At 51.8% G+C, this 25675-nt stretch carries 23 protein-coding genes and 2 pseudogenes; 13 read left to right on the top strand and 12 right to left on the bottom strand.

Annotation, left to right across the window (positions count from 1 at the left end):
* Nucleotides 1-4 precede the first annotated feature (4 nt).
* Nucleotides 5-1393, top strand: a complete 1389-nt coding sequence (gene pntB, locus GFB57_RS16640) for a Re/Si-specific NAD(P)(+) transhydrogenase subunit beta (protein WP_003028943.1) — start codon at nucleotides 5-7, stop codon at nucleotides 1391-1393.
* A 46-nt stretch (nucleotides 1394-1439) separates the two neighbouring features.
* Here the strand turns inward: pntB and GFB57_RS16635 are convergent, their stop codons facing one another.
* Nucleotides 1440-2474 (bottom strand): AI-2E family transporter, encoded by a 1035-nt coding sequence (locus GFB57_RS16635; RefSeq protein ID WP_003028941.1) that lies wholly within the window; start codon nucleotides 2472-2474, stop codon nucleotides 1440-1442.
* A 416-nt stretch (nucleotides 2475-2890) separates the two neighbouring features.
* Between GFB57_RS16635 and mdtJ the strand changes: the two genes are divergently transcribed.
* Together mdtJ and mdtI are read left to right on the top strand one after the other, a co-directional pair.
* Nucleotides 2891-3256 (top strand): multidrug/spermidine efflux SMR transporter subunit MdtJ, encoded by a 366-nt coding sequence (gene mdtJ / locus GFB57_RS16630; RefSeq protein WP_161799268.1) that lies wholly within the window; start codon nucleotides 2891-2893, stop codon nucleotides 3254-3256.
* Complete coding sequence (gene mdtI / locus GFB57_RS16625) at nucleotides 3243-3572, top strand: multidrug/spermidine efflux SMR transporter subunit MdtI (protein ID WP_003028939.1); 330 nt, start codon at nucleotides 3243-3245, stop codon at nucleotides 3570-3572. Before mdtJ ends, mdtI begins: the two co-directional genes overlap by 14 nt.
* A gap of 34 nt (nucleotides 3573-3606) precedes the next feature.
* Here the strand turns inward: mdtI and GFB57_RS16620 are convergent, their stop codons facing one another.
* The 5 genes from GFB57_RS16620 to msrP all read right to left on the bottom strand — a co-directional run bounded on the left by GFB57_RS16620 (nucleotide 3607) and on the right by msrP (nucleotide 8397).
* Nucleotides 3607-4428, bottom strand: a complete 822-nt coding sequence (locus GFB57_RS16620; RefSeq protein WP_003028938.1) for a serine protease — start codon at nucleotides 4426-4428, stop codon at nucleotides 3607-3609.
* 270 nt (nucleotides 4429-4698) lie between these two features.
* The gene (asr, locus tag GFB57_RS16615) at nucleotides 4699-5094 is read right to left on the bottom strand and encodes an acid resistance repetitive basic protein Asr (protein ID WP_003028934.1); all 396 of its coding nucleotides are present in this window, start codon (nucleotides 5092-5094) and stop codon (nucleotides 4699-4701) included.
* A 137-nt stretch (nucleotides 5095-5231) separates the two neighbouring features.
* Nucleotides 5232-6719 carry a carboxypeptidase M32 gene (locus GFB57_RS16610; protein ID WP_003028932.1) on the bottom strand — a complete coding sequence of 496 codons (1488 nt, stop codon included), beginning with the start codon at nucleotides 6717-6719 and terminating at the stop codon, nucleotides 5232-5234.
* A gap of 47 nt (nucleotides 6720-6766) precedes the next feature.
* Nucleotides 6767-7393, bottom strand: a complete 627-nt coding sequence (gene msrQ, locus GFB57_RS16605; RefSeq protein ID WP_003028930.1) for a protein-methionine-sulfoxide reductase heme-binding subunit MsrQ — start codon at nucleotides 7391-7393, stop codon at nucleotides 6767-6769.
* Nucleotides 7393-8397, bottom strand: coding sequence for a protein-methionine-sulfoxide reductase catalytic subunit MsrP (msrP, locus tag GFB57_RS16600; RefSeq protein ID WP_003028929.1), 1005 nt, complete (start codon nucleotides 8395-8397; stop codon nucleotides 7393-7395). The genes msrQ and msrP overlap by 1 nt, the downstream gene beginning before the upstream one ends.
* Before the next feature lie 189 nt (nucleotides 8398-8586).
* Here msrP and GFB57_RS16595 point away from each other — a divergent pair, with 189 nt between their 5' ends.
* The 3 genes from GFB57_RS16595 to GFB57_RS16585 all read left to right on the top strand — a co-directional run bounded on the left by GFB57_RS16595 (nucleotide 8587) and on the right by GFB57_RS16585 (nucleotide 11629).
* On the top strand, nucleotides 8587-9309 hold the full coding sequence (locus GFB57_RS16595; protein ID WP_003028928.1) for a response regulator transcription factor: 723 nt from the start codon (nucleotides 8587-8589) through the stop codon (nucleotides 9307-9309).
* A complete protein-coding gene (locus tag GFB57_RS16590) occupies nucleotides 9306-10796 on the top strand; it encodes an ATP-binding protein (protein ID WP_003028927.1) in 1491 nt (496 codons plus the stop codon). The genes GFB57_RS16595 and GFB57_RS16590 overlap by 4 nt, the downstream gene beginning before the upstream one ends.
* A 143-nt stretch (nucleotides 10797-10939) precedes the next feature.
* Nucleotides 10940-11629, top strand: coding sequence for a type II CAAX endopeptidase family protein (locus GFB57_RS16585; protein ID WP_003028926.1), 690 nt, complete (start codon nucleotides 10940-10942; stop codon nucleotides 11627-11629).
* Between the two features lie 30 nt (nucleotides 11630-11659).
* Here GFB57_RS16585 and GFB57_RS16580 read toward each other — a convergent pair whose 3' ends face one another.
* On the bottom strand, nucleotides 11660-12913 hold the full coding sequence (locus GFB57_RS16580) for an MFS transporter (RefSeq protein WP_003028925.1): 1254 nt from the start codon (nucleotides 12911-12913) through the stop codon (nucleotides 11660-11662).
* Nucleotides 12914-13020: 107 nt separating this feature from the next.
* On the opposite strand from GFB57_RS16580, the gene GFB57_RS16575 reads away from it, so the two are divergent.
* From GFB57_RS16575 to bioD, 3 genes are all read left to right on the top strand, one after another.
* Nucleotides 13021-13929, top strand: a complete 909-nt coding sequence (locus GFB57_RS16575) for a LysR family transcriptional regulator (protein ID WP_003028924.1) — start codon at nucleotides 13021-13023, stop codon at nucleotides 13927-13929.
* Nucleotides 13930-14047: 118 nt separating this feature from the next.
* On the top strand, nucleotides 14048-15268 hold the full coding sequence (gene mlc / locus GFB57_RS16570) for a sugar metabolism global transcriptional regulator Mlc (protein WP_003028923.1): 1221 nt from the start codon (nucleotides 14048-14050) through the stop codon (nucleotides 15266-15268).
* A gap of 125 nt (nucleotides 15269-15393) precedes the next feature.
* Nucleotides 15394-16089, top strand: coding sequence for a dethiobiotin synthase (bioD, locus tag GFB57_RS16565; protein ID WP_003028922.1), 696 nt, complete (start codon nucleotides 15394-15396; stop codon nucleotides 16087-16089).
* Here bioD and clcB read toward each other — a convergent pair.
* The 5 genes and pseudogenes from clcB to GFB57_RS16540 form a co-directional block, all read right to left on the bottom strand.
* Nucleotides 16045-17334: a voltage-gated ClC-type chloride channel ClcB gene (gene clcB, locus GFB57_RS16560; RefSeq protein WP_032933007.1), complete on the bottom strand. Its 1290-nt coding sequence runs from the start codon at nucleotides 17332-17334 to the stop codon at nucleotides 16045-16047. The two genes, bioD and clcB, sit on opposite strands and share 45 nt — an antisense overlap.
* A 119-nt stretch (nucleotides 17335-17453) precedes the next feature.
* Nucleotides 17454-18068 carry a Tat proofreading chaperone DmsD gene (gene dmsD, locus GFB57_RS16555; RefSeq protein ID WP_003028918.1) on the bottom strand — a complete coding sequence of 205 codons (615 nt, stop codon included), beginning with the start codon at nucleotides 18066-18068 and terminating at the stop codon, nucleotides 17454-17456.
* Between the two features lie 42 nt (nucleotides 18069-18110).
* On the bottom strand, nucleotides 18111-18965 hold the full coding sequence (locus GFB57_RS16550) for a dimethyl sulfoxide reductase anchor subunit family protein (RefSeq protein WP_003028916.1): 855 nt from the start codon (nucleotides 18963-18965) through the stop codon (nucleotides 18111-18113).
* 1 nt (nucleotide 18966) lies between these two features.
* Entirely contained in the window at nucleotides 18967-19584 is a 618-nt protein-coding gene (locus GFB57_RS16545) for a DMSO/selenate family reductase complex B subunit (RefSeq protein WP_003028915.1), read from the bottom strand.
* A gap of 10 nt (nucleotides 19585-19594) precedes the next feature.
* Nucleotides 19595-20629 (bottom strand): annotated as a pseudogene (locus tag GFB57_RS16540) (molybdopterin dinucleotide binding domain-containing protein); the annotation flags it as partial.
* Nucleotides 20630-20686: 57 nt separating this feature from the next.
* Here GFB57_RS16540 and GFB57_RS16535 point away from each other — a divergent pair.
* The 4 genes and pseudogenes from GFB57_RS16535 to GFB57_RS16520 form a co-directional block, all read left to right on the top strand.
* Nucleotides 20687-22273: a site-specific integrase gene (locus GFB57_RS16535; protein WP_319886311.1), complete on the top strand. Its 1587-nt coding sequence runs from the start codon at nucleotides 20687-20689 to the stop codon at nucleotides 22271-22273.
* 494 nt (nucleotides 22274-22767) lie between these two features.
* A complete protein-coding gene (locus tag GFB57_RS16530) occupies nucleotides 22768-23136 on the top strand; it encodes a hypothetical protein (protein ID WP_000113585.1) in 369 nt (122 codons plus the stop codon).
* 170 nt (nucleotides 23137-23306) lie between these two features.
* A protein-coding gene (locus GFB57_RS16525; protein ID WP_100216202.1) for an IS3 family transposase occupies nucleotides 23307-24475 on the top strand; the annotation gives its coding sequence in 2 pieces (ribosomal slippage) (nucleotides 23307-23556 and nucleotides 23556-24475; 1170 coding nt in all).
* Between the two features lie 7 nt (nucleotides 24476-24482).
* Nucleotides 24483-25178: pseudogene (locus GFB57_RS16520) on the top strand (hypothetical protein); the annotation flags it as partial.
* Between the last annotated feature and the right edge of the window lie 497 nt (nucleotides 25179-25675).

Below are 25675 nucleotides of genomic sequence, written 5' to 3'. Positions count from 1 at the left end.
ACATATGTCTGGAGGATTAGTTACAGCTGCATACATTGTTGCCGCTATCCTGTTTATTTTTAGTCTGGCGGGGCTTTCGAAACACGAAACCTCTCAGCAGGGTAACAACTACGGTATCGCCGGGATGGCGATTGCGCTGATTGCCACGATTTTTGGCCCGGATACCGGCAATGTTGCGTGGATCCTGGTGGCGATGATCATCGGCGGCGCGATTGGTATTCGTCTGGCGAAGAAAGTTGAGATGACCGAGATGCCGGAGCTGGTGGCAATTCTGCACAGCTTCGTTGGTCTGGCAGCGGTACTGGTGGGCTTCAACAGCTACCTGTATCACGACACGGGCCTGGAGCCGATTCTGGTGAACATTCACCTGACGGAAGTGTTCCTGGGTATCTTCATCGGTGCGGTAACCTTTACCGGTTCTGTGGTGGCCTTTGGCAAACTGCGCGGCAAGATCTCCTCTAAACCGCTGATGCTGCCGAATCGTCACAAAATGAATCTGGCGGCGCTGGTTGTTTCTTTCCTGCTGCTGGTGGTGTTTGTCCGTACCGAAAGCGTGGGCCTGCAGGTTCTGGCGCTGCTGGTGATGACCATAATTGCACTGGCTTTTGGCTGGCATCTGGTGGCCTCCATCGGTGGTGCGGATATGCCGGTGGTCGTTTCAATGCTCAACTCCTATTCAGGATGGGCGGCGGCGGCGGCGGGCTTTATGCTGAGCAACGATCTGCTGATCGTTACCGGTGCGCTGGTCGGTTCTTCTGGTGCGATCCTGTCTTACATTATGTGTAAGGCGATGAACCGTTCATTTTTCAGCGTTATTGCAGGTGGCTTTGGTTCTGACGGTTCTTCTACCGGATCAGAAGAAGAAGTCGGTGAACACCGTGAGATTACTGCGGAAGACACAGCAGAAATGCTGAAGAACTCGCACTCCGTGATCATCACCCCGGGCTACGGCATGGCAGTGGCTCAGGCACAGTATCCGGTCGCGGAAATCACCGAGAAACTGCGCGCACGCGGCATCAAAGTGCGCTTCGGTATTCACCCGGTAGCAGGGCGTTTGCCCGGTCATATGAACGTACTGCTGGCGGAAGCCAAAGTCCCTTATGACATCGTGCTGGAAATGGACGAGATCAACGATGATTTCGCCGATACCGATACCGTGCTGGTGATTGGTGCCAACGATACGGTAAACCCGGCGGCGCAGGATGACCCGAACAGCCCGATCGCCGGTATGCCGGTGCTTGAAGTATGGAAAGCGCAGAACGTCATCGTGTTCAAACGTTCGATGAACACGGGCTATGCTGGTGTGCAGAACCCACTGTTCTTTAAAGAAAACACCCATATGCTGTTTGGCGATGCCAAAGCCAGCGTGGATGCGATTCTGAAAGCGTTGTAATCGTCAGTGAAAACTAAGACGGCCTCTGCGGAGGCCGTTTTGCATTTTACTCTTTGTTGAGATCGCTCAGTAACACTGCAATGCTTTGACCGCCATTGGTTTGCTCTAGCGCGATTTTCACAATGATGGTTAGCGGAACAGAAAGCAGCATCCCAACAGGGCCGAGCAGCCAGCCCCAGAAGATTAACGACAAAAAAACCACCAGCGTAGACAGTCCAAGTCCACGCCCCATGATCCGCGGCTCGAGGATATTCCCGAATACCAGGTTGATGACCAGATAGCCTGCCAGAACCACCAGCGCATCGTAAAGGCCGCTAAATACCAGCACCTGAGCAATAGGGGGAATGGCCGCCAATACCGAACCGATATTAGGGATGTAGTTCAGGGCGAAGGCCAGTAATCCCCAGACAAAGGCAAAGCGCACATCCAATGCAGCAAGCATGCCCCAGGCGACCAACCCGGTCACAATGCTGATTGCCGTTTTAAGCACCAGATAGTGAGAGACGCTGTCGATGGCGCGTTGAATCGCCGCCATACCTTCAATGGGGCGACTCATCATTTGTTTTAGTTTGTTGGGCAGTTGCGGTACTTCCAGCAGCATAAAAACTACCGTCAGTAGCAGTAGAAAGATCGATGACATAGCATTCGAAAGCTGCGCCAGCAAATTGGTCACCAGCGTCATTGCCGCGTTTGGATCGATATATTTGACGAGCTCATCCACGGAAACGCCGATCCCTGCGCGTTGTAACCATGGTTCAAGATTTTTTAGTGGAATAACCAGTGAAGAGCGATATTGCGGTAGCGTACGCGCAAGCTCATTTAAGGATGTGCCTAAATACGCTAACAGCAGTACCATTAGCATTACAATAATAACGATGAGCAATGACACCGCAAATACGCGCGGTATGCGAAGCTTGACCATCCGCTGCACCACGGGGTTCAGCACAACGGCTATAAATAACGCCAGAATAAAGGGGACGATGATATCTGCGGCAAAGCGAATGCCGCTCAGAATGATAACCAGCATGCCCAGCATAATGACTATTTTTAGACCGTTAAGCGTGATGATCGGTTTCGCCATATGTATTCCTGCGTTTTTGATTTTTGAATCTGAATAATAGTGTGATTTGCGTCGAGCCGTTATAACAAAAATCAAACGGGGCAGGTAAAGAAGTGAAAAGACTTTGAGTTCGTATTGAAGCTATGATACAAATCATCTGTGTTTAACTACCGAGGACAATTATCATCCGCGATGATGAGAAGCAACACTGCGGATAATTGTAATATTATGGACAATATGTTCAGGATGTTTTTGCGTTTACCTTCACTTCTTCGTACCTCTTCCACTTTCTTGCTTGCGGGTGAGCAACACTGGCGCAACGCGCTTTAGTCCCTTCTTCTGCCTGAGCTGGCGCTGTGCGCTGAGCTAACTAATTTTATTTTTTGGTTTACTGTATGCAGTAGGCCCAAAGGACTATATTCTCAAGCAGGAGAAGCATCATGTTTTACTGGATATTATTAGGTCTGGCCATCGCGGCTGAAATTACTGGTACGCTTTCAATGAAATGGGCAAGCGTCGGCCATGGTAATTCGGGCTTTATTTTAATGCTGGTAATGATCGCCTTATCGTATATTTTTCTCAGTTTTGCCGTTAAAAAAATTGCCCTTGGTGTGGCCTATGCCCTGTGGGAAGGGATCGGTATTTTATTTATTACGCTGTTTAGCGTGCTGTTATTTGACGAAACCTTGTCCACATTGAAGGTGGCAGGACTGGCTTCACTGGTGGTCGGCATTGTGCTGATTAAATCCGGCACCCGCAAGCCTGTTAAACCGGGCAAAGAGGTGACCCATGCAACAGTTTGAATGGGTTCACGGTGCCTGGCTGGGTATGGCCATCGTGCTGGAAATCGTCGCTAACGTCTTTTTGAAATTTTCCGATGGTTTTCGCCGCAAGATTTATGGCGTGCTGTCGTTAGCTGCCGTGTTAGCAGCCTTTAGCGCGCTGTCGCAGGCGGTAAAAGGTATTGACCTTTCTGTTGCCTACGCCTTGTGGGGCGGATTCGGTATTGCCGCGACGTTAGCGGCAGGTTGGGTGCTGTTTGGTCAGCGTCTGAATAATAAGGGCTGGATCGGCGTGATACTGCTGCTGGCCGGAATGATAATGATAAAACTTGCCTGATATCCATGCTGCCCGTTAATGCGGGCAGCATGTGTTATTCCTGCGCTAACGCTTCCAGCTTCTCGCGAAAACCGGTCACGGATATGGCGCGATTATCTGCCCGCCAGCGATCTTTGGCTGCTGGAGCGGAGCTTTGCACACCAATCAACTGCCAGCCAGACTCTGTCTGCAACATCAATGGCGAACCGCTGTCGCCCGGGAGCGTGTCGCACTGGTGTGACAAGACGGTATTCTGCGCCCAGCCGGTCACCACACAATCCTGATGTGTGTACAGGTCGTCCAGATGATCTTCAGGATAGCCCGACTGCGTGACTTTACGATCTGCAGTTTTTAGCGCCGCGGTTAACGCGTCCTTGTCGCCATCAAACAGTGGCAGCGGTGTGATGCCAGACGGCGGATTACGCAGCACCACCAGACCAAAATCCCACGGGGCTGCGGCAGGCGGCACTATCCAGCCATCACCATCGGCTTTTAAACGTTTGGCAAGTGAGGGCGCAACCCGGCCTTCAATGTCGTGGATTTCATAGCGCCAGAGACCCTTTTTAGACACGAAGCGCAATGCGACGGCTTTGTCCGGCTTACCTTTCGGGGGGGTGAGTAAACAGTGTCCGGCCGTCAGGGCCAGATGTGGCGAAATGAGCGTGGCGGTACACAGGTTACCGCTGGCGGTTTCCAGTTGCCCGATAGCGTCCCACGGCGATTGTGTAGGGTCAGTCACCTTTATGCGATCGTCATGACCAAAAAACAGCGTTTTTATATTTTCTGCTTCGGCGCTGTCCGTTGCAGGCTGGTCCGCATGCGCAACGACAGGAAGTAAACAAAGTGAACCCAGTAATACAGCAATGGTTTTATGCATATCACGCTCTGGTGGGGAATTATGATTATTAACAGCAAACCCTCAGTTAATACTATAGACGGGACGACGTGAAAGTGGGAGTAAAATCAGATAACTACATTCAGGCAAGATAAAAACGCATGGCGATGATGGCGCAAATTATCAGCGTAATAAGAATTAACTCAAAGCGGTAATGTGACACCATTTTACCCTCCGAAAGGCGGCGCTACATCAGGTCGATCTAGCGCCGTATGCTATGGCGTGGGGGACGCCATAGTGACTACAAATGCGTTATGCTGCAGGTTGAGCTGCTGGTTTAGCAGTGTCGTGTTTTACTGCTTTTTTGGTGTGTTTTTTAGCGGCCTGAGCTTTCTGCTCTGGCGCTTTTTGTTCTGCAGCTGGTTTGGTTGCCGCTTTTTTGGTGTGTTTTTTAGCAGCCTGAGCTTTCTGCTCTGGTGCTTTCTGTTCTACAGCCGGTTTTGTGGTGGATTTTTTAGCGTGTTTCTTGGCAGCCTGTGCTTTCTGCGGCGCTGCTTTGTGCTGTTTTTTATGATGCGTGGTTTTTGCCGGCGCAGCTTTAGTGGTTGCTGCAGCAGCCGGAGCGGTTGTAGCAGTTGTTTCAGCAGCAAATGCAGCAGAAGACAGACCCATAGCAGCGGCAACAACCAGAGCTAATACTTTTTTCATTCTCATACCCTCGATTTGGTTTTTCATTCAACCCCACTGCGGGGCCGTTGAAATAACTATATCGCTGTAATCACAGGGCTTCCGTGAGTCATTGGTATCGGCGTGTAACGATATGTACAATGACTCACGGTATGAGATTACAAATAGCGGGCTTCCAGGTGGGTGCGGAAATAACGGCTGCTAAGCGGCTCTCCGGTGGCCTGGGTAATAAGCTGTTCAGTGGTGAAACGGCTGCCATGCTGCCAGATGTTCTGACGTAACCAGTCAAACAGGGGACCAAACTCACCTTGCGCAATAGACTGATTCAAATCAGGTAATGCGCGGTTAGCGGCACTGAACAACTGCGCCGCATACATAGCGCCCAAGGTATAGGAAGGGAAGTAGCCAAAGCCGCCGTCGGTCCAGTGAATATCCTGCATACAACCGTTACGATAGTTTCCGATCGTTGACAGCCCCAGCCAGGCCTGCATTTTCTCATTCCACAATGCCGGGATATCATCCACTTCAATATCGCCATTAATGAGCGCACGTTCGATTTCATAACGCAGGATCACGTGAGCGGGATAGCTCACCTCGTCAGCATCAACACGGATAAACCCGGGTTTGACCTGCTGGTTCCAGGCGATGAAATTGCTTTCTTCAAATGCAGCCTGATCGCCAAAGTAGCGCGTTACAGCAGGAATTAACCGTGTCAGAAAGGCTTTACTGCGTCCCAGTTGCATCTCAAAGAACAGACTCTGGGACTCATGAATGGCGGTGGAACGTGCCAGAGCGATAGGTTGCCCTGACCAGTTACGCGGAAGATTTTGCTCATAGCGGGCGTGACCGGTTTCATGGATCACGCCAAACAGCGCACTGAGCAATTCGTTTTCATCATAGCGGGTGGTAATGCGAACATCTTCTGGTACGCCGCCACAGAAGGGATGTGCACTGATATCCAGCCGACCAGCGGTAAAGTCGAAACCTAGCTGTGCCATTGTTTCAAGACCCAACTCTCGCTGTACAGCTGTTGGGAAGGGGCCTACCGGGGCGATGAGCGACTGTTGAGACTGCTTTGCCACTACCTTGTTTAGCAGATCGGGAAGCCAGGTTTTAACGTCCGCGAAAAGGTTGTCCAACTGCGCGCAGGTCATTCCCGGTTCAAAAATGTCCAGTAACGCGTCATACGGCGAACACCCTTTAGCTTCTGCGCGCAGTCGGGCTTCTTCGCGGCTATACTTCACAACCTCTTTCAGGTTTTCGGAAAATCCTTCCCAGTCATTTGCCGGTCGCTGGCTACGCCAGGCATGCTCGCAGCGGCTTCCCGCAAGTGATTTTGCTTCTACCAACGATTCCGGCAACAAGGATGCCTGGTGATGCAGTCGCGACATTTCGCGCAGGTTCGCCTGTTCTACATCGTTGAGGTCTTCCTGTTGCGCTGCGGAGATCCACCTTGCCACTTTCGGATCGGTTAACAGTTGGTGTTCAAGCACGCTCAGCTCGGCCAGCGCTTCGCCGCGGGCTTTGCTTCCTCCTGACGGCATCATGGTAAACATGTCCCAACTGGCGATTGCCGAGAGGTGGGAGAAGCGAGAGAGCCGCTGGAACGTGCGGGTGAGCTGATGGTAATTATCATTGTTACTCATTTTTTGTTCTCGTTCTGTTTAGGTGTGGTTAAGAAGTTTACCGTGATTCACTCACTTTTCATAAACACACCTTTATACCTGGTTTTTCGTAAAAGTTTTTTATAGCGAAAAGCCAACAGAACCACAAAACAGATGGCGTAGATAATAGGGAGCGGTGATAACACTTTTACCGACCACAGGTAATGCAGCGGTAGCAAAATGGCGGCCAGGTAGACGTAGTTGTGCAATGTTTGCCAGCGTTTGCCCATTTTACGCTGCGCGGCTTGCGTGGAGGTCAACGTCAACAGGAATAAGATAGTCCAACCGGTCATGCCCAGGGTTAGCCATGGGCGTGAAACCAGTTCACGACCCAACAATCCCAGATTTTGTATACCCAGTTCCAGCAGAGCATAGCTGGCCATATGCAGTGTGGCCCATGCAAAGCACCATAAACCTAACAACCGCCGGGTACGAAACAACAAAGGCTGCTTTGCATAGCGTGCAAGCGGGGATATCAGCAGAGTAGCAAGCAAAAACTTTAGCGCGGTAATGCCCGTAAAGTGCTGGATATCTTTTCCCGGGTCGGCACCCAACCCGCCATGCTGCGCGGCCCAAAAGAGCCATAGCAGGGGTAAAAAACCGGCGAGATGCAGCAGCACTTTCAGGCCGGTTATCTGTTTTGCGGTCAACCTCACTAAAAATACTCCCGAAGATCCATACCCCGATATAACGATGCCACCTCATCGGCATAACCATTAAAAGGTAACGTGGGCTGTCGCTGTACATCAAGAATGCCACCCGAACCGATAAACCGTTCAGTAGCCTGAGACCAACGAGGGTGATCGACCTGCGGATTTACGTTGGCGTAAAAACCGTATTCATTCGGTGCTGACATATTCCAGGTCGTCGGCGGCTGCTCACGCGTCAGCGTAATACTGACTATCGATTTAATGCCCTTAAAGCCGTACTTCCAGGGTACGGTCAAGCGTATCGGCGCCCCATTTTGCGGCGGCAATGCTTTGCCATATACGCCTACGGTCAGCAGTGTTAGCGGATGCATGGCTTCATCCAAACGCAGACCTTCAACATAGGGATATTTTAACCCACCGCCAATGAAGCGATCTTTCTGGCCGGGCATTTCATCAGGGGCGTAGCGAGTTTCAAAGGCGACGTATTTGGCGTGACTGGTTGGCTCAACCAGCGCCAATAATTTATGCAAAGGAAATCCGATCCACGGCACAACCATCGACCATGCTTCAACGCAACGCATACGGTAAATACGCTCTTCTAACGGAAAGCGAGTGGTCAGCGCATCATGATCCAAGGTTAAAGGTTTGTTGACCTCTCCGTTGATCGTCAATGTCCAGGGATCGGTTTTCAGACTACCGGCATTGGCGGCAGGATCTGCTTTATCCAGACCAAATTCATAGAAATTGTTGTAGCCCGTCACCTTGTCTTCTGGCGTCAGAGACAGGCTGTTTTGCCAGCGCTCGGGCTTTGTAAATTCGAGCGCTTTGCCTGCGGGTGCTGGTGGACGATCGTTGCCTTTAAACCAATCCAACAAATTAGCCCGTGTAGGGGAAGACAGCGTGGCCGCCGCCGCGCCTATCCCAAGTGCTTTGAGGATTTGTCGTCGTTGCATAAAAAAAACTGATTCGGCTGTAACATCAGCTTCCCGAAGTGGACGTTTTTTCTGCATAACTTTTCCTTTTTATTTTCATGTTAAGGAAAACAAAGCGACGTTTCCCTGTTGATGCCTGGTGTGTCTATAACGACATACTGCGCGTATGCGTATCCCTGGATCCTCACGAAAAGTTAAAAATTTTGTGATAACTTCCGCCCCTTGCCTGAGGTAAGCTTTCAGCACGACGAGAGGGGGATGACACTGATGGCAGGCGCGAAAAAGATATTTTTGGTGGAAGATGACAGCGATATTGCCTCACTTTTGCAGCTTAGCCTGAAGGATGAGGGTTACGAGATAGTTCATGAAGCGGACGGCACGCGAGCGCTTGAACAACTGGAGAAACACGTTTGGGATGCCGTTATCCTCGATTTGATGCTGCCAGGTGTCGACGGGCTGGAGATTTGTCGTCGCATTCGCCAAATGAGTTTTTATTTGCCCGTTATTATTATCAGCGCCCGGACCAGCGAAACGCACCGTGTATTGGGGTTGGAAATGGGGGCCGATGATTATCTGGCCAAGCCTTTCTCGGTGCTGGAGTTGATGGCTCGGGTGAAGGCGTTGTTTCGCCGTCAGGAAGCGATGAGTCAGAACCTGCGTATGGAGGCGGGGATTATCACCGTTCATGGCGTAGAGATTGACCCTTTAGCCCGGGAAGTTCGGCTGCATGGTAAATCCCTCGATTTGACACCGCGAGAATTCGATCTGCTCTATTTTTTCGCCCGTCATCCAGGCGAGGTCTTTTCGCGCCAGGCGCTGTTAGATCAGGTGTGGGGCTACCAGCATGAAGGGTATGAGCATACGGTGAACAGTCATATTAATCGTCTGCGGACCAAAATTGAAAAGGATGCTGCGGAGCCGGAAATTATTCTCACGGTTTGGGGACGAGGCTATAAGCTTGCTGCGGTTAATGCGGAGCATCAGCCATGATTTATCGCCTGTCGCTGAGCCAGCGTCTGACTCTGGTCTTTACCGCCATTATGCTGATTTGTGCGGTTGCCGTCAGTGCTGTCCAGGTTCGCAGTAGCAAACAATATGGCGACGCGATGGTGCAAAGGCTCTCGCTGGAGCTGGCGAGCAAGATTGTCAAAAGTGAGTCGCTTATTGATGCCAGCGGGCAGGTTAATCGCCAGACCTTAAAAGGATTGTTTAATCACCTGATGACGCTCAACCCCAGCGTGGAGCTGTATCTGGTTTCACCATCAGGTGAAATACTCGCTGATGCCGCACCGCCGGGGCATATCCAGCGGCAGAAAATTAGCGTGCAGCCGATTCAGGATTTCCTTAACTCAGATGCGTTGCCCGTATATGGCAACGATCCGCGCAGCAGCCAGCAAAAGGTATTCAGCGCCGCGCCGGTTTTATATAACGGTGAGCTGCATGGCTATTTGTACATTATTCTGCAGGGCGAAGATCTGAATATGTTGGCGAATACCGCCTGGCAAAAAACGCTCTGGAATACAGTGGCCTGGACGTTAATACTGGTTTTATTAGCCGGCGGAATTGCAGGTTTTCTGGTGTGGCGATGGGTGACGAATCCAGTGAAAAGGTTGACTGGGCAGGTGGTCAAACTGGAACAGGACAGCATTAGCGTCATCAAACAGCTGGCGCAAAAAAATCCCGATCCGGCCCCGGCAAATGAAATTGCGTTGCTGAACAATGCGTTTATCGAGTTAGCGCAGAAAATTGCGCAGCAGTGGGATCTATTAGCGGACAGCGATCGTCAGCGCAGAGAGTTTATAGCCAATATTTCGCACGATTTACGCACGCCGCTGACTTCATTGCTGGGGTATCTGGAAATGCTGTCGCTGAAAGCCGATACGATGACGCCGGAGGAAAACCGGCATTATCTTAGTATCGCGCTGCGCCAGGGACATAAAGTTCGTCATCTGTCACAACAGCTGTTTGAGCTGGCAAGACTGGAGCATGGCGGTATAAAACCGCAGCGTGAACGTTTTGCTATTGGTGAATTGATCCAGGATGTGGCACAGAAATTTGATCTCCCTGTTGCCACGCGTCATTTGCAGTTGCACCTTGACGTAATGGGGCCGTTACCGCTGGTGAATGCCGATTTATCGATGATAGAAAGAGTTGTGACGAATCTGCTGGATAACGCTATCCGTCATACGCCTGACGGAGGTGAAGTGCGGCTAAAAGTCTGGCGTGATGCAGACCGTTTATTAGCCGAAGTGCAGGACAGCGGGCCTGGGGTAGAAGAAGCTGTGCGAGAAGTATTGTTTCAGCGCCCGACCGCGTTAGTTCCCCGTGAGCAGAGGGCTGAGCGCGGCGGCTTGGGCTTACTGATCGTGCGTAGAATGCTCGAGCTGCATGGAGGGGATATCAGCCTGGTTAGCTCAACGGCAGGGGCCTGCTTCCGTTTTTCGTTGCCGCTGGCGGATTCTCCCCTGAGTAGTTGACGGTGAAGTTCCGGAGTAAAGAGGGTTTTGGCATTGCCCCAATGGGCATTGCGTAAAAGTTGGTAGGTTGTCAGTGATAATGAGAATTTTTATCATGTGTCGGTAATTCATCAACTTATCTTCGATGAGCGCAAGGAGATTGTATGTCACAGGATGCCGACAACCTGTATATCGCCAGGACCAAAGCAGTAGCTGGCTGCTTTTCAATGTTTTTACTGATGTTTGGCCTCACGTTTACCCCGTTGTTTTTCCCCGCGAGTCAGGACCTGCTTGCCAAAGGGCTACTTTTCCCGCTGTTGTTTGCATTGGAATTTGTTGTGCTGGTTCCGCTGTATTACTTCTTCTTCAGAAAAAGAGAGGGGCTGGGCAAAGGCATTTTCAACGCCAGGTGGTTTACCATTTTGTTCGCGGCGCTGCTGTTTATTCAGCTTATCCTGCCATTGATTTTGGGTCTCAGACAAACCGAAGCGTGGGTGACCAGCCAAATATCCTTAAGTAGTTACGCATTGTGGTTATCTACGTTGACTCTGATATTTATTGCGCCAGTTTATGAAGAAATTGTTTTCAGAGGCTGTTTATTCAACGCGTTCCAGTACTGGTTCAATAATAAAACCTGGCTGTCGTCAGTGGTGGTATCGGTCATTTTTGCCATCATGCATACGCAGTATGTGGATCTACGTACGTTGCTGATGTTGTTTCTTGTGTCGCAGGTTTTGATCATCGCCAGACTGAAAAGCAACGGCCTGTTGATGCCGATCATGCTGCATATAGTGATGAACGGGACGGTTATTGCTCTGCAAATGGGAGCCCAGACGTTACTGCCTGATTCATAAAGGCGATGCCCGGAATCCGGGCATCGGGGATTATACGTGCAGACGATGGTGCAAACGTGCGCCGACCAGCAACGCCAGCACCAGCATCAGGGCGATAAATCCGCCCACGCCGTTCCAGCCGTAGCTGTGCCAGAATACGCCGCCGAGCGTACCGGCAATACTGGATCCCAGATAATAGCTGAACAGATACAGGGAAGAAGCCTGGCCTTTAGCGCGTTTTGCCCGTGGTCCAATCCAGCTGCTTGCTACGGAGTGCGCGGCAAAAAAACCGGCTGAAAAGAGCAGCATCCCGGCGAAGATCAGCCATAGCGATGTGAACAGGGTCATCAACAGTCCAACCAGCATCACGCCAGTTGAAAAGAGCATTACCGGGCCACGGCCATAACGAGTGGTCATAGAACCTGCTTTTGGCGAACTCCAGGTCCCGGTCAGATACGCCACAGATAACAGACCGACAACCGCCTGGCTGAGCTCCCACGGAGAGAGCATCAGGCGGTAGCCGATGTAATTAAACAGCGTGACAAACGATCCCATCAGTAAAAAACCTTCCGCAAACAGCAGCGGCAAGCCTCTGTCGCGCCAGTGCAAGCGGAAGTTGATAAACAACGTTTTCGGGCGCAGCGACGTTGGTCTGAAATGACGAGATTCCGGCAGGATTTTCCAGAACATCAGCGCAGAGGCAAGGGCAAAACAGCCGATCGCCGCCAGCGCGATACGCCAGTTAAAAAAGTCGGTAAACACGCCGCTGATCAAGCGACCACTCATACCGCCAATCGAGTTACCGCTGATATACAAGCCCATTGAGAAGGCGACGAAACTAGGATGAATCTCTTCACTCAGATAGGTCATCCCTACCGCCGCGACCCCGCTCAGTGAAAGTCCTATCAGCGCCCGCATGATTAAAATACCGTGCCAGCTGGTCATCATTGTTGAAAGGAGCGTACAACAAGAGGCGAGCAGCAGCGCGGTAACCATCACCGGCTTGCGGCCAATAGCATCTGAAAGTGGACCGGTAAACAGTAACCCTATCGCCAGCATCGCCGTTGAAATGGAGAGCGAAATACTACTGCTGGCAGGAGAGACTCCAAACTCGTGCGAAAGCACAGGCAGTATGGGTTGTACGCAATAGAGGAGGGCAAAAGTCGCCAGTCCGGCGGAAAACAGCGCCAGCGTGACACGCATAAATGGGGATGTTCCGCGTTTGATAAAACCATCCGGCGGGGTAACTATCTGTTCATCAACATCGCTTGTTGGCGCGGTATCGACAGTTGTTGTACGGCTCACTTGAAATCCTTGCTCATCCAATTACGTCTACAGGACCAGCCTTAAGAGTATGAAAATCACAATATTCTGTCTAATATATTAATAATCTCAAATAATATTTTTAAAATATGAATATCGAACTGCGTCATTTACGTTACTTTGTGGCCGTTGCCGAAGAGTTGCATTTTGGTCGGGCGGCAGCGCGATTAAACATTTCGCAACCGCCGCTAAGCCAGCAGATCCAGATCCTTGAACAGCAGGTTGGCGCCCGGTTACTTGCCCGAACTAACCGTAGCGTGGCGCTGACCTCTGCTGGAAAGCAGTTTCTGGCAGACTGTCGGCAGATCCTTGGACTGGTTAATGAAGCTGCCGCCAGGGCTGAGCGTTTGCATTTGGGAGAAGCAGGGGAATTGCGTATCGGCTTTACGTCGTCGGCGCCGTTTATCAAAGCCGTTTCAGATACGTTATCTCTGTTTCGCCAAAGCTACCCTGCAGTGCATATGCAAACCCGCGAAATGAACACACGTGAGCAAATTGCCCCGCTCAATGAAGGGACGTTGGATTTGGGACTTCTGCGCAATACGCAGCTTCCGGAAACGCTGGAGCGTGAAATCATTCTGCATGAACCACTGATGGCGATGATCCCTCGCGCGCATCCGTTGGCGCAAAAACCCGTGGTCACGTTGGCCGAGCTGGCGAATGAGCCATTTGTCTTTTTTGATCCCCATGTAGGGACAGGGTTGTATGACGATATTCTTGGCCTGATGCGTCGCTATGGACTAAAACCGACGATTGCGCAGGAGGTCGGCGAAGCGATGACTATCATCGGGCTGGTGGCTGCAGGATTAGGGGTTTCTATACTTCCTGCTTCTTTTAAACGGGTGCAGCTATATGAAATGTGTTGGATCCCGATAGCGGAAGAAGATGCTGTCTCGGAAATGTGGTTAGTGTGGCCAAAGCATCATGAGCAAAGTCACGCCGCGCAACGTTTTCGTGAGCAGCTGCTGGCGGCCGTTCAGGCGATTAATTTAGTTTAAAAATGAGTGAAAATGTGCAGTAAATCACAAGGCTAAGTAAAAAGTTGACGGGAGCCATTGAAGTGCTTCACCATAGCCCGCAGATTATTTCGGAGCGCGAAAATAAAGGGAGTAAGTGGTGGTTGCTGATAGTCAGCCTGGGCATATCGATCAAATTAAGCAGACCAATGCTGGCGCGGTTTATCGCCTGATTGATCAGCTGGGTCCGGTATCGCGTATTGATCTCTCTCGCCTGGCGCAATTGGCGCCTGCCAGTATTACTAAAATTGTCCGCGAAATGCTCGAAGCGCACCTGGTGCAAGAGCTGGAAATCAAGGAAGCGGGCAGCCGTGGGCGTCCGGCAGTTGGGCTGGTTGTTGAAACGGAAGCCTGGCACTATTTATCCATCCGTATCAGTCGCGGCGAGATCTTTCTGGCACTGCGCGATCTGAGCAGCAAACTGGTGGTAGAAGATTGTCTTGAAATGGAGCTGGTCAGTGAAACACCGCTTCTGGAACGTGTTATTACCCAGGTCGACCAGTTTTTCATCCGCCATCAACAAAAGCTGGAACGCTTAACCTCCATCGCCATCACCTTACCCGGCATTATTGATACTGAAAACGGTATCGTGCATCGCATGCCATTTTACGAAGATGTCAAAGAGATGCCGCTGGGCCAGGCGCTTGAGAACCATACTGGCGTACCAGTCTATATTCAGCATGATATTAGCGCCTGGACCATGGCTGAGGCGCTTTTCGGCGCATCGCGTGGTGCGCGCGACGTCATTCAGGTGGTGATCGATCATAACGTGGGTGCCGGGGTGATCACTGACGGTCATTTACTGCATGCAGGCAGCAGTAGCCTGGTGGAAATTGGCCATACGCAGGTGGATCCGTACGGTAAACGCTGCTACTGCGGTAACCATGGTTGTCTGGAAACGATCGCCAGCGTCGACAGCGTGCTCGAACTGGCGCAGGTGCGCTTGAAGCAGTCAATGAGTTCTTCTTTACACGGACAACCGCTGACGGTAGACGCACTGTGTCTGGCGGCAATGCAGGGTGATTTATTGGCGAAAGATATCATTAGCGGCGTCGGGACCCACGTCGGCAGAATTCTTGCCATCATGGTGAATTTGTTCAACCCGCAAAAGATATTGATTGGGTCTCCGCTCAGTAAAGCGGCAGATATCTTGTTCCCTACCATCGCTGACAGCATTCGTCAGCAGGCACTTCCGGCTTACAGTCAGCATATAGTCGTCGAAAGTACGCAGTTTACCAATCAGGGGACGATGGCGGGGGCGGCGCTCGTTAAGGACGCGATGTATAACGGTTCTTTGTTGATTCGTCTATTACAGGGTTAACATTTTTTAACTGTTGTACGAAAAATTGCGCTATCTCAAGCTGATCCTGGTCGTCATACCTTAGACTTTCTCCACTGTTTTATTTTCCTGACTTATATTTTCAAAGCATAACGGTGGAGTTAGTGATGCTGAAGCGTTTCTTTATTACAGGTACAGACACTTCTGTTGGGAAGACCGTGGTTTCCCGCGCATTACTACAAGCGTTAGCGTCAGGGGGTAAAAGCGTTGCGGGTTACAAACCTGTAGCCAAAGGCAGCAAAGAGACGCCCGAAGGTCTGCGCAACAAAGATGCGCTGGTGCTGCAAAGCGTGTCCACTATCGAACTGCCTTACGAAGCGGTCAACCCGATTGCGCTCAGCGAAGACGAAAGTAGCGTAGCGCATAGTGGTCCGGTCAATTACACCCTGTTATCCAACGGTCTCGCAAGCCTCAGCGAAAAAGTCGATCACGTTGTCGTGGAAGGCACCGGAGGCTGGCGGAGCTTGATGAACGATCTGCGTCCGTTATCGGAATGGGTGGTGCAGGAACAACTGCCGGTGCTGATGGTGGTGGGTATCCAGGAAGGCTGTATTAATCATGCTATCCTCACCGCACAGGCGATTGCCAGCGACGGACTGCCGCTGATTGGCTGGGTCGCGAACCGAATCAACCCGGGGCTGGCGCATTATGCGGAAATCATTGATGTGCTGGGTAAAAAATTACCTGCCCCGCTTATCGGTGAACTGCCTTATCTGCCTCGTGCAGAGCAGCGTGAGCTGTCGCAGTACATCCGTCTGTCAATGCTCGGCAGCGTGCTGTCGGTAGATAGAGTCGTGGCGTAACGTACGCGACAGCACCGACGCCAGGACACAGGCAATCAGTAATCCGGGGAGCAGGCGATACTCCCCGGTCATTTCACAAACCATCAAGGTCGACATTATTGGTGCATGCGTGGTAGCCGCCAGCAGCGTGGCCATCCCCGTTAAGCCCAGCAAAATAGCAATTTCATCCGAGCCCGGAAGCCATAATCCCCATACCTGACCCAGCAGCATGCCCACCGACAAGCCGACAAACAGCGTTGGCGTAAACACGCCACCTGGCGCACCGGATCCACTGCTGGCAAGCACCGCCAGTAATTTGCAGATAAAAATCCCGCTAACTACGGCCAGCAGCGGTGGCGAAAGTAAATATGACTGCACCACGCTGTAGCCATTACCCCAGACCGCAGGCGTGAGCAATGAAAGCAGGCCAACGATCAACCCGCCAAGCGCCAGTTGCCACGGCGGCGAGAGTTTTAAGCGCAAAAAACCATTATGGCTGGCGGTCATCAGCCACATGAAGAGCGGTCCGCAGATGCCAGCAGCCAGACCGGTGCTGACAATCATAACGTATTCCAGAGTATGTAATTCCCGAGACAGGTGAACGGTATACAGCAGTGCATTGCTGTCGCTAAGCAGATTGGTGGTGAGTAATGCGACTACGGCGGACACCACTACCGGTCCCAGTGATGCGAGGATCAGCGTGCCAAACAACACTTCGGCAATAAATAAACTGCCCGCCAGCGGGGCATGATAGGCTCCGGCCATACCCGCTGCGGCGCCGCAGGCAATCCATAACTTCCATTCTGTACGTGGGGTAAAGCGTTGAGCAAAGCAGGAAGCCGCCAGCGCCGCCAGTAAAATCATGGCACCTTCGCGTCCGATAGCGCTCCCGCTGGCGACAACCAGTAACGAGGCCAGCGATTTCACCAGGCTTGCACTGACGTCAAATTGTCCGTCGGTTTGTAGGGCTTCCATATAATCAGTGGGAGCCTGTGGGCGTAAACGGTTAAATTTTTGCCAGCCCCACAGCAGTAATCCAGCCGCCAGACCGCCGAGTGCAGGTGTCAGCATACGCCTTAAAGGCGAAAGGTTTGTCGCAGCGTTGACCAGACTCCCCGTGTTATTGCTCAGAAACAACCATTCGAGAAGCAGCATGGCATGACGAAATCCTGCGACTGCCAGCGCAGCAAGGACGCCAATCAACGCGGCGATCAGCAGACGGCGGAACATGGCGCGCAGGTCAGGATAAGCATGTAAATGATGCATGTGTGGCCAGAGAGGAAGTTTCAGACGTTTTATTTTGCGGCTATTTGACAACAGAAGCAAAAGCTCAGCGTGCGCAACAAGATGCACCACAGGCAGTATGCATCCTGCCTGTGACGAAATTAACGAAACAAAGGCTTATCGGCTACCGGGATCAGTAACTGTGATTGCCACTGTGCCAGCGTCAGACGCGCCAGCTCACCCAGCGCCTGGTAGAACGGGTGATCGGCTTTTTCGATAAATACATTAAGGAAGCGCGATGACCATGGGAACAGATGCCAGGCCAGCAGCTGTTCGCACTCGGTGTGGCGTTCGTTCTCAGCAAGCCAGGCCGTCAGCAACAGTAGTGAACCAAAGTGATCTTCTGGCTCATTTTGCTGCATAGCAAACTGGATACCGTTGTCCCGCATCCACTGACGCAGAGCCAGCGTGGAGTCGCCAAACAACACGTTTTCACGATCCAGCCAGACGGATCCCCAGGGCGGAGAAGGGAGCGCATAAGGGCCAACAAACAGACGTTGCCAGGCCTGCGGGAGAGACTCATCGGCCTCAGCCTGAAACTGTGCAACTAACGGCGAAAGCGTTGTCTTTTCAAGCGGCCACTGCGCCTGCCAACCATCGTTGCTTAACGCACTGACCAGTGCCGAAGCTTCGGCACTGTCTGGGGCATAGTAAAACAGCGCGCCGAGCACACGCGCTGCGGTGGAAAAGTTGTCACGTTGTGAAAAATGGGTCATGCAAACAATCCTGAACAGTGCGGGTTGCCCCGCACCCGAAAATTAACCTGCGACAGCCATTCCGACTGTCATATGTAAACCGTAAAACAAGCCGCGGCCAATGATTTCACCGGCGAGGACGGACACTAAGCCCAGCGCCAGTCCGCCGACGAACGGTTCTTTGCGACGGACAAGCGGACATATCCAGCAGCCCAGACCCGCAACCAGCAGGAGGATGCGCCAGACTTGCAGGCTTGCGTAGTCGGGCACCAGCGCGCCGGCGTTTTGTACCGAACTGTGGATTTCGCTGAGCGACAGTCCCTGCAGCACAACAACAGCCACGGTCGCCAGCAGGGCCAGCACGCTGATACCGGCGAATCTGGCAGGGCTGCAGGAAACACCCGCAGCCCGCAGCAGCAGGGCGGCAAACAGCGGCCCGCTCAGCAGCATCGTCATGAAAAACGCCAGTGTAGTATAGCCGTTATACCAGGTTGGGACGGTGTCTATCTGGTAGACGTTGGTCATCGCATAGACAAATACCAGGCCCAGCAACATGCTCAACAGCAGCCAGATTTTACCTAACGTTGCGGGCATTTTACCGAGAAACGCCACCAGCCACCACAGGCCACCGACGGCGAAAAACAGCGAACCGCTGGCAATTTCGTTACTCAGCGCCGATGCGCCAATTCTGTTCAGCGAGTTAAATGCGCGCAGCGGCGAACCTAAATGCATGACCGAGGCGAGAAAGGCGATGCCCATCACCAGCCACAGAAAAAACATGCTGCGAACGATACGTTGTTTTACCAGCTCGTCTTTAGCGGTTAGCCAGCCGTAGCCACTTACGATCAGCGCCCCGGCTACGCACTGGCCCAGCACCGTAAACAGGACCAGCGGCCATTCATGCCATCCATTTCCCATTTTACACCTCCTTTGGATTAGCCAGAAAACCCGTGGTATCCCCGGTCGGGCGGCAATTGGCGTTTGGTTTGATCACAATACTCGGTCTGGTGAAGTGCGCACTCGGCAGCGGGGCGACGGCTGCCAGATCACCATATTTTTTGCGCAGCTCATCAATGGGACCGAAGTCCAGCGCACGCAGCGGACAGGACTCGACGCAGACAGGCTTTTTGCCGTCTGCCACGCGGTCATGACAGCCATCGCACTTGGTCATATGCCCTTTGGCGGCATTGTACTGCGGTGCGCCGTACGGACAGGCCATGTGGCAGTAACGACAGCCAATACACACATCTTCATCAACGACCACAAAACCATCATCACGTTTATGCATAGCCCCGCTGGGGCAAACCTTGGTACAGGCCGGATCTTCACAGTGGTTACAGGCAATGGAGAGGTAGTAGGCGAAAACGTTCTGTCGCCAGACGCCGTTGTCTTCCTGCCAGTCACCTCCGGCGTATTCGTAAATCCGGCGGAAACTGACGTCGGGCGTGAGATCCTTGTAGTCTTTGCAGGCCAGTTCGCAGGTTTTGCATCCGGTACAACGACTGGAATCAATAAAAAATCCATACTGAGTTGTCATGGGTTAGTCCTTAAACCTTCTCGATCTCGACCAGATTAGTGTGCTGTGGGTTGCCTTTTGCCAGCGGTGAAGGGCGCTGTGTTGTCAGCGTATTGACGCAGGCGCCATGATCAATTTTGTCGCCGGTCATATCGGCATCGTGCCATGCACCCTGGCCCATTGCGCTGACGCCAGGCAGGATCCGCGGCGTCACTTTGGCGGCAATACGTACTTCACCGCGGTCGTTAAAGACCCGCACCATATCGCCATTTGCAATACCACGCTTTTGGGCATCGACAGGGTTGATCCACACTTCCTGGCGGCAGGACGCCTGCAGAACATCGATATTGCCGTAGCTGGAGTGCGTACGGGATTTGTAATGGAAGCCAAACAACTGCAGCGGAAATGCGCTGCGTTTCGGATCATCCCACCCTTCAAACGTAGAGGCGTAGACGGGAAGCGGGCTAATTACTTCGTCCTTTTGCAACTCCCAGGTGTTGGCTATTTTCGCCAGTCGACTGGAATAAATTTCAATCTTTCCGGACGGTGTTTTGAGCGGATTGGCCTGCGGATCGTCGCGGAATTTTTTATAAGCGACAAAATGCCCGTTAGGGTCTTTACGTTTATAGATCCCCATTTTTTTCAGCTCGTCATAGGAAGGCAGCGCGGGGTCTTTGGCCAGCATTTTTGCATACAAATACTGGAGCCACTGTTCCTGAGTACGGCCCTCCGTAAAGCGTTGATAGATATCATTGCCAAGGCGTTTGGCGACTTCGCTCATTATCCAGTAGATCGGTTTACGCTCGAACTTCGGTGACGTCGCGGGTTGAATAAAAATGAGGTATCCCATGTTGCCCGCATAGTCGTTAGGAATAATGTCTTCCTGTTCGACGGTCATTAGGTCCGGCAGCAGAATATCGGCATATTTGGCCGAGGATGTCATGAAGTTTTCGATGACCACTATCATTTCGCATTTCGTATCATCCTGAAGGATCTCATGCGTTTTATTGATATCTGAGTGCTGATTAGTAATGGTGTTGCCCGCGTAGTTCCAGATAGACTCCATTGCCAGACGGATGGATGGACTTGAAGTAGTTGACTCAATGCTACTTAAGGTCCTGATATGACTGACATTAATCATGATAACACTGTATATCCATACAGTTCTTTCTCTGGGTCTCCCTATCTGTATCAGCAAGTCTACACCTCAAGTCCTGACACAAGGCTGACACAAATCAATCTACTCAGCGTAGCTAAGCCTCAGTTAGTCCGTAGAGCCAATGGTCGATATACTATCCGCTTCAGACTCAAGGGACAGACCACACCGTTTCTTTCAGTATCGACCCGCAGCACAGACAGGAGAGTAGCCACAATGCGTCAGAGAGAGCTTGCAGCCACAGCTAAGGCCTTCATGTTGGATAGGCCTGAAGTCTCACTACAGGAGCTTACAGAGCATCTCCGGTCTATGGCTGAGCAGTTTCTGACAGACGCTAGTGACGATTACTGGAATGGACTTGAGGTCGCTACTTTGGTGGACGAGAAGTCCAACCTGAAGGAGCTAGCCGCTACGCAAGCCTTGAGTCTGGACCAGCAGAAGGGCATAAGGTTAGCGCTTGAAGTCCTGACCGCAGCACAGCAGAGGGTAGACACTGGTGATACCTCTGGCCTGATTGATATTGTGATGAATAACCCTACGGATTACTCAACTATATGCGACTCTATGGCAATTCTGAGTAACGAGCAGGGAGTCAGCACAGAAGTATTCACGCAGGAGCGCCAACCTGAGGTCGCTATCTGTAGTTTTTCTGAGCTTGTGTCCTCACTGCTGGCTGAGAAGGTCCAGACCCTGAAGTCCTCCAGCTACAAGGACCTCTCGTCCTCACTAAATACTGTCTCCCGGTACCTGCCTGAAGACATGGACCTGATGTCTCGCTCTGAGTGGCTGGCTGTCAGGGACGCTATGCTTGCTTCTGAGGTGAGACCATCGACAATCAACAAGCTGCTGACCAAAGCGAAGATGTGTCTCGATTATGGCCTGATGAATGGGCAACTTGAGGGCCGCAACCCTATTGAACGGATGAAGCTGACCAAGGATACCGACTCCAAGCGCAGAGCGTTCACAGACGAGGAGCTGGAGAGACTTCTGGTCCGTGTTGAGTCTGAGTATCAGTTCACACGACACACGGCTCACACGACCTCTGAGGCCCGTAGATGGGCGTCTCTGGTGTCTGTGGTCACTGGCGCTCGGTCTGCTGAGGTCTGCCACCTGACTAAACGTGACGTTGTAACCTTGGACAATGGACTGGTCTGTATCGACATCAATGAAGATGGGGACGGGAAGTCTGTGAAGAACAAACATTCAGTCCGACTTGTGCCGTTGACCGATGGGGCCTGTGGTCTTGACCTGAAGTCCTTCCTCGAATGGGTAGACATGCAGCCTGACGAGGGTCCTCTCTTCGGGATGACTCCAAGCGCATACTCTAGCTGGTTTAACTCGCGGGTCCTCACAGAGGCTCTCCCAGACGCTGAGAACGTCTCTCTACACAGTCTGAGACATTGGCTGGCGACCCGGATGAAAGAGCGTGGAGTCAATCTGGTGGACGCTCAGGGCATCTTAGGTCACAGCAGTCAGTCCATTACGTATGACCTGTACGGGAAAGGACACGCTGTTGGTAGGCTGGCTGAGGTGCTGAAGACAGCTTTACTTTAAGTAGGAAGACCCAAGGTGGAGACCATATACGGCTTGATGGTTGAGACCTTGGGTCACTGAAGTCTGACTGAAGTTAGGGAGGGTGATAATAATCATAATCCCTCCTGACTATAGGCCCACTGGTTCGCCTTCGGCTGTCCGACTCTAAGTCTGTCTGTGGTCTTATTTAAACTGCGTCCTAAACACCGGTCCCTCCAAATTCCTATGGTCTCCTCTTGACATTCCTGTTTAACTGTGAGTCGCCTCTGGTCTCTCTTTATATATACTTCCTTAATTCCTGAGGCGTCTTTAGTCCTTGACATTCTGTCCAACCTGTGAGTCACATCCGGTCCTCCCTCTTTATATTTACTTCCTTAATTCCTAGGGTCGCCTTAATCCTTGACATCCAGTCCAGCCTGTGAGTCACATCCTGTCGCGCTACTGTATGCATCACCAGTGGTGGACTTGATTATCACTATAGGGGAACCAACTAATTCAACGACAGGAGATACTCTATGGCACGACCAATCGCAACTCACGACAACACGTTCACCAAAGCCTACTTGCAGCAGCACTGCGGGGACCTGCTGTCATTCGATGGTCAGGGTGACTTGAGTGGCTGGCTGGATGATGTCCTTACTGGTGCTGGTCGCCTGAGCGAATCAATGGCAAGCAATACCAAGCCTGTCAGCCCATACTTGATTCTGACCCAACTACTAACGCACGACACATTAACTGTAAGCGCTGTGCAGGAGTCCCTGAGCCGTAAGCGTGTTGCCTTGGGTGAACCTATGGTTTCAACTCGCTACGCTCGCTACGTCTATGCTGCTGTCGTCAGCGCCAGTAAATCCGTCCAGTACCACGCCATTAAAGCTGGCTCATGATTACGGACCCTAAACTATCACTATAGGGAGACCCGCTTCCGCCTCTGAGTCTGATGCGTCAGAACATGCGAGCATCTGGTCAACCGACATTAAGTATCTGTAGTGGTTTACTGAATTTGGCCACCTGAACAGAGGTGATATGCTCACCTCAGAACATTACAGGTGCCCTAATGAAAAAAAGAAATTTCAGCGCAGAGTTTAAACGTGAATCCGCTCAACTGGTCCTTGATCAGAACTACACCGTTGCAGCTGCGGCCAGTGCTATGGATGTGGGTCTTTCTACCATGACGCGATGGGTAAAGCAGTTGCGGGATGAACGACAGGGCAAAATACCTAAAGCCTCCCCTATAACCCCGGAACAGATTGAAATACGTGAGCTGAAGAAAAAGCTACAACGCATTGAAATGGAAAACGACATATTAAAAAAGGCTACCGCGCTCTTGATGTCAGACTCCCTGAACAATTCTCGTTAATCGGGAAACTCAGAGCGCAGTATCCTGTGGTCACACTCTGCCACGTGTTCGGGGTTCATCGCAGTAGCTACAAATACTGGGAGAAAAGCGCCGAAAAGCCAGACGGCTGGCGAGCTGTGTTACGCAGCCAGGTTCGGGAGCTGCATAACATCAGCCATGGCTCTGCTGGCGCAAGAAGTATCGCCATTATGGCAACCCTGAGAGGCTTCAGAATGGGACGCTGGCTTGCTGGCAGGCTCATGAAAGAACTGGGGCTGGTGAGTTGTCAGCAGCCTACCCACCGGTATAAACGTGTTGGTCATGAACACATCGCTATCCCGAATCGCCTTGAGCGACAGTTCGCAGTGACAGAACCTAACCAGGTGTGGTGCGGCGATGTGACGTACATCTGGACAGGCAAGCGTTGGGCTTACCTTGCAGTTGTTCTCGATCTGTTCGCAAGGAAACCAGTGGGCTGGGCAATGTCATTCTCGCCGGATAGCAAGCTGACCATCAGAGCGCTGGAAATGGCGTGGGAAGCTCGCGGTAAACCAGCCGGAGTGATGTTCCACAGTGACCAGGGTAGCCACTATACAAGCAGGCAGTTCCGGCAGTTACTGTGGCGTTGCCAGATCAGGCAGAGTATGAGCCGACGTGGAAACTGTTGGGACAACAGCCCGATGGAACGCTTCTTCCGTAGTCTGAAAAACGAGTGGGTGCCAGTGACAGGTTATATAAACTTTAGCGATGCTGCTCATGCGATCACAGACTATATCGTCGGGTATTACAGCTCGCTAAGGCCGCATGACTATAACGGTGGGTTGCCCCCAAACGAATCGGAAAACCGATACTGGAAAAACTCTAAAGCCGTGGCCAGTTTTAGTTGACCACTACAAAGTCGTGACCGTTCCGTCTGGACAAGAAATCGTGGTCGAACCAATCGAGCAGGCTATTCTCATCTCTGAGCAGACCAAGCTCTGGGACGCCAAGTCATCCACCGGATTCACTCAGGGCACACTTCAGCAGGACGCTATGAACATCTGTGAGAATGTGGTCCGTACCATCAACGCTCGCATGGTTGACGTTCTGGAGTCCTCCAAACTGTTGAAGACCGTAGAGCTTCCGGTCCTGACTGGCAGCCTGACCGCTAAGGCAGACACTATCATGGACGCTCTGTATGACAACACCGAATCTTCTTTCGGTTCTGAGGTTACTGATTACGGTATCATCGCCCATGAGTCACACCTCAAGGCTCTCTCCCGTCTGGCTGCTAAGCAGGGCTTCGGTGGTGAAGACGCTATCGTCGATATGCTGGGGACTGATATTGCGTATTACAACGGTGAAGACCGTGGCGTGTTCATGATGGCTAAGCGTTTTACGGCTCTGAGCTTCGGTTGCTTCCGCCACGATGGCGAAAACATTACGGCGGTCCTTTCACGTGATGGTGACTCCCAGTCTCACTCTCTGGAAATCCTCGGTAAAGTGTTCGTTGTCGCTGAAGCTGCTACTACCGTCAAGATGGGCATTGGCTCAGCTACTGCCGTCCTGCCTGTAGTCAAACGCCTGAAGTTCACCAAGACCGAAGCGTAAGACCAATGGGTAAGAGGTAAGTCTGGACTGAATATCAGCAGGACTTCAGGTGGTGGGTTATCACTGTGATTAACTAACTATGGTCTGGACCAATGGTCTGGACCTGTTGTTAATGTAATAATATAACATAACAGATAAGGAGGGTTTTATGTCTATGACTTCCGCAGACCTGAAGTCCCTCCTGACTCTGGTCTATAAACTCGTGTTCCTCTCTGTGGGACTCCACATGGTCCTCTCTGGTCGACTCGGTGTGGATGTGTTCGACACTCTGTCTAAGGCTGTGGGTGGACTTCTAGGTCCTTAGGTTTGGACTCACAGTGGGACCGATGATTTCTGACAGAAAAATGTGAATGACCATCTAATACATTAAGCCAGCAGACTTCCCCCATAGTCCCGCCTCAAGTCCTGACCGAGGCCACCGGGGATCCTGACCAGCCGTCTAGACATCCCGTCTAATGACACAAGTCTGGCACAAAGAATGACACAAGGTCTTGACT

The organism is Citrobacter sp. S39, assembly GCF_009495675.1.
Classification (GTDB): domain Bacteria; phylum Pseudomonadota; class Gammaproteobacteria; order Enterobacterales; family Enterobacteriaceae; genus Citrobacter; species Citrobacter freundii.
The sequence above is the reverse complement of the archived record's forward strand: the minus strand, read 5'-3'. Positions and strand labels throughout refer to the sequence as shown.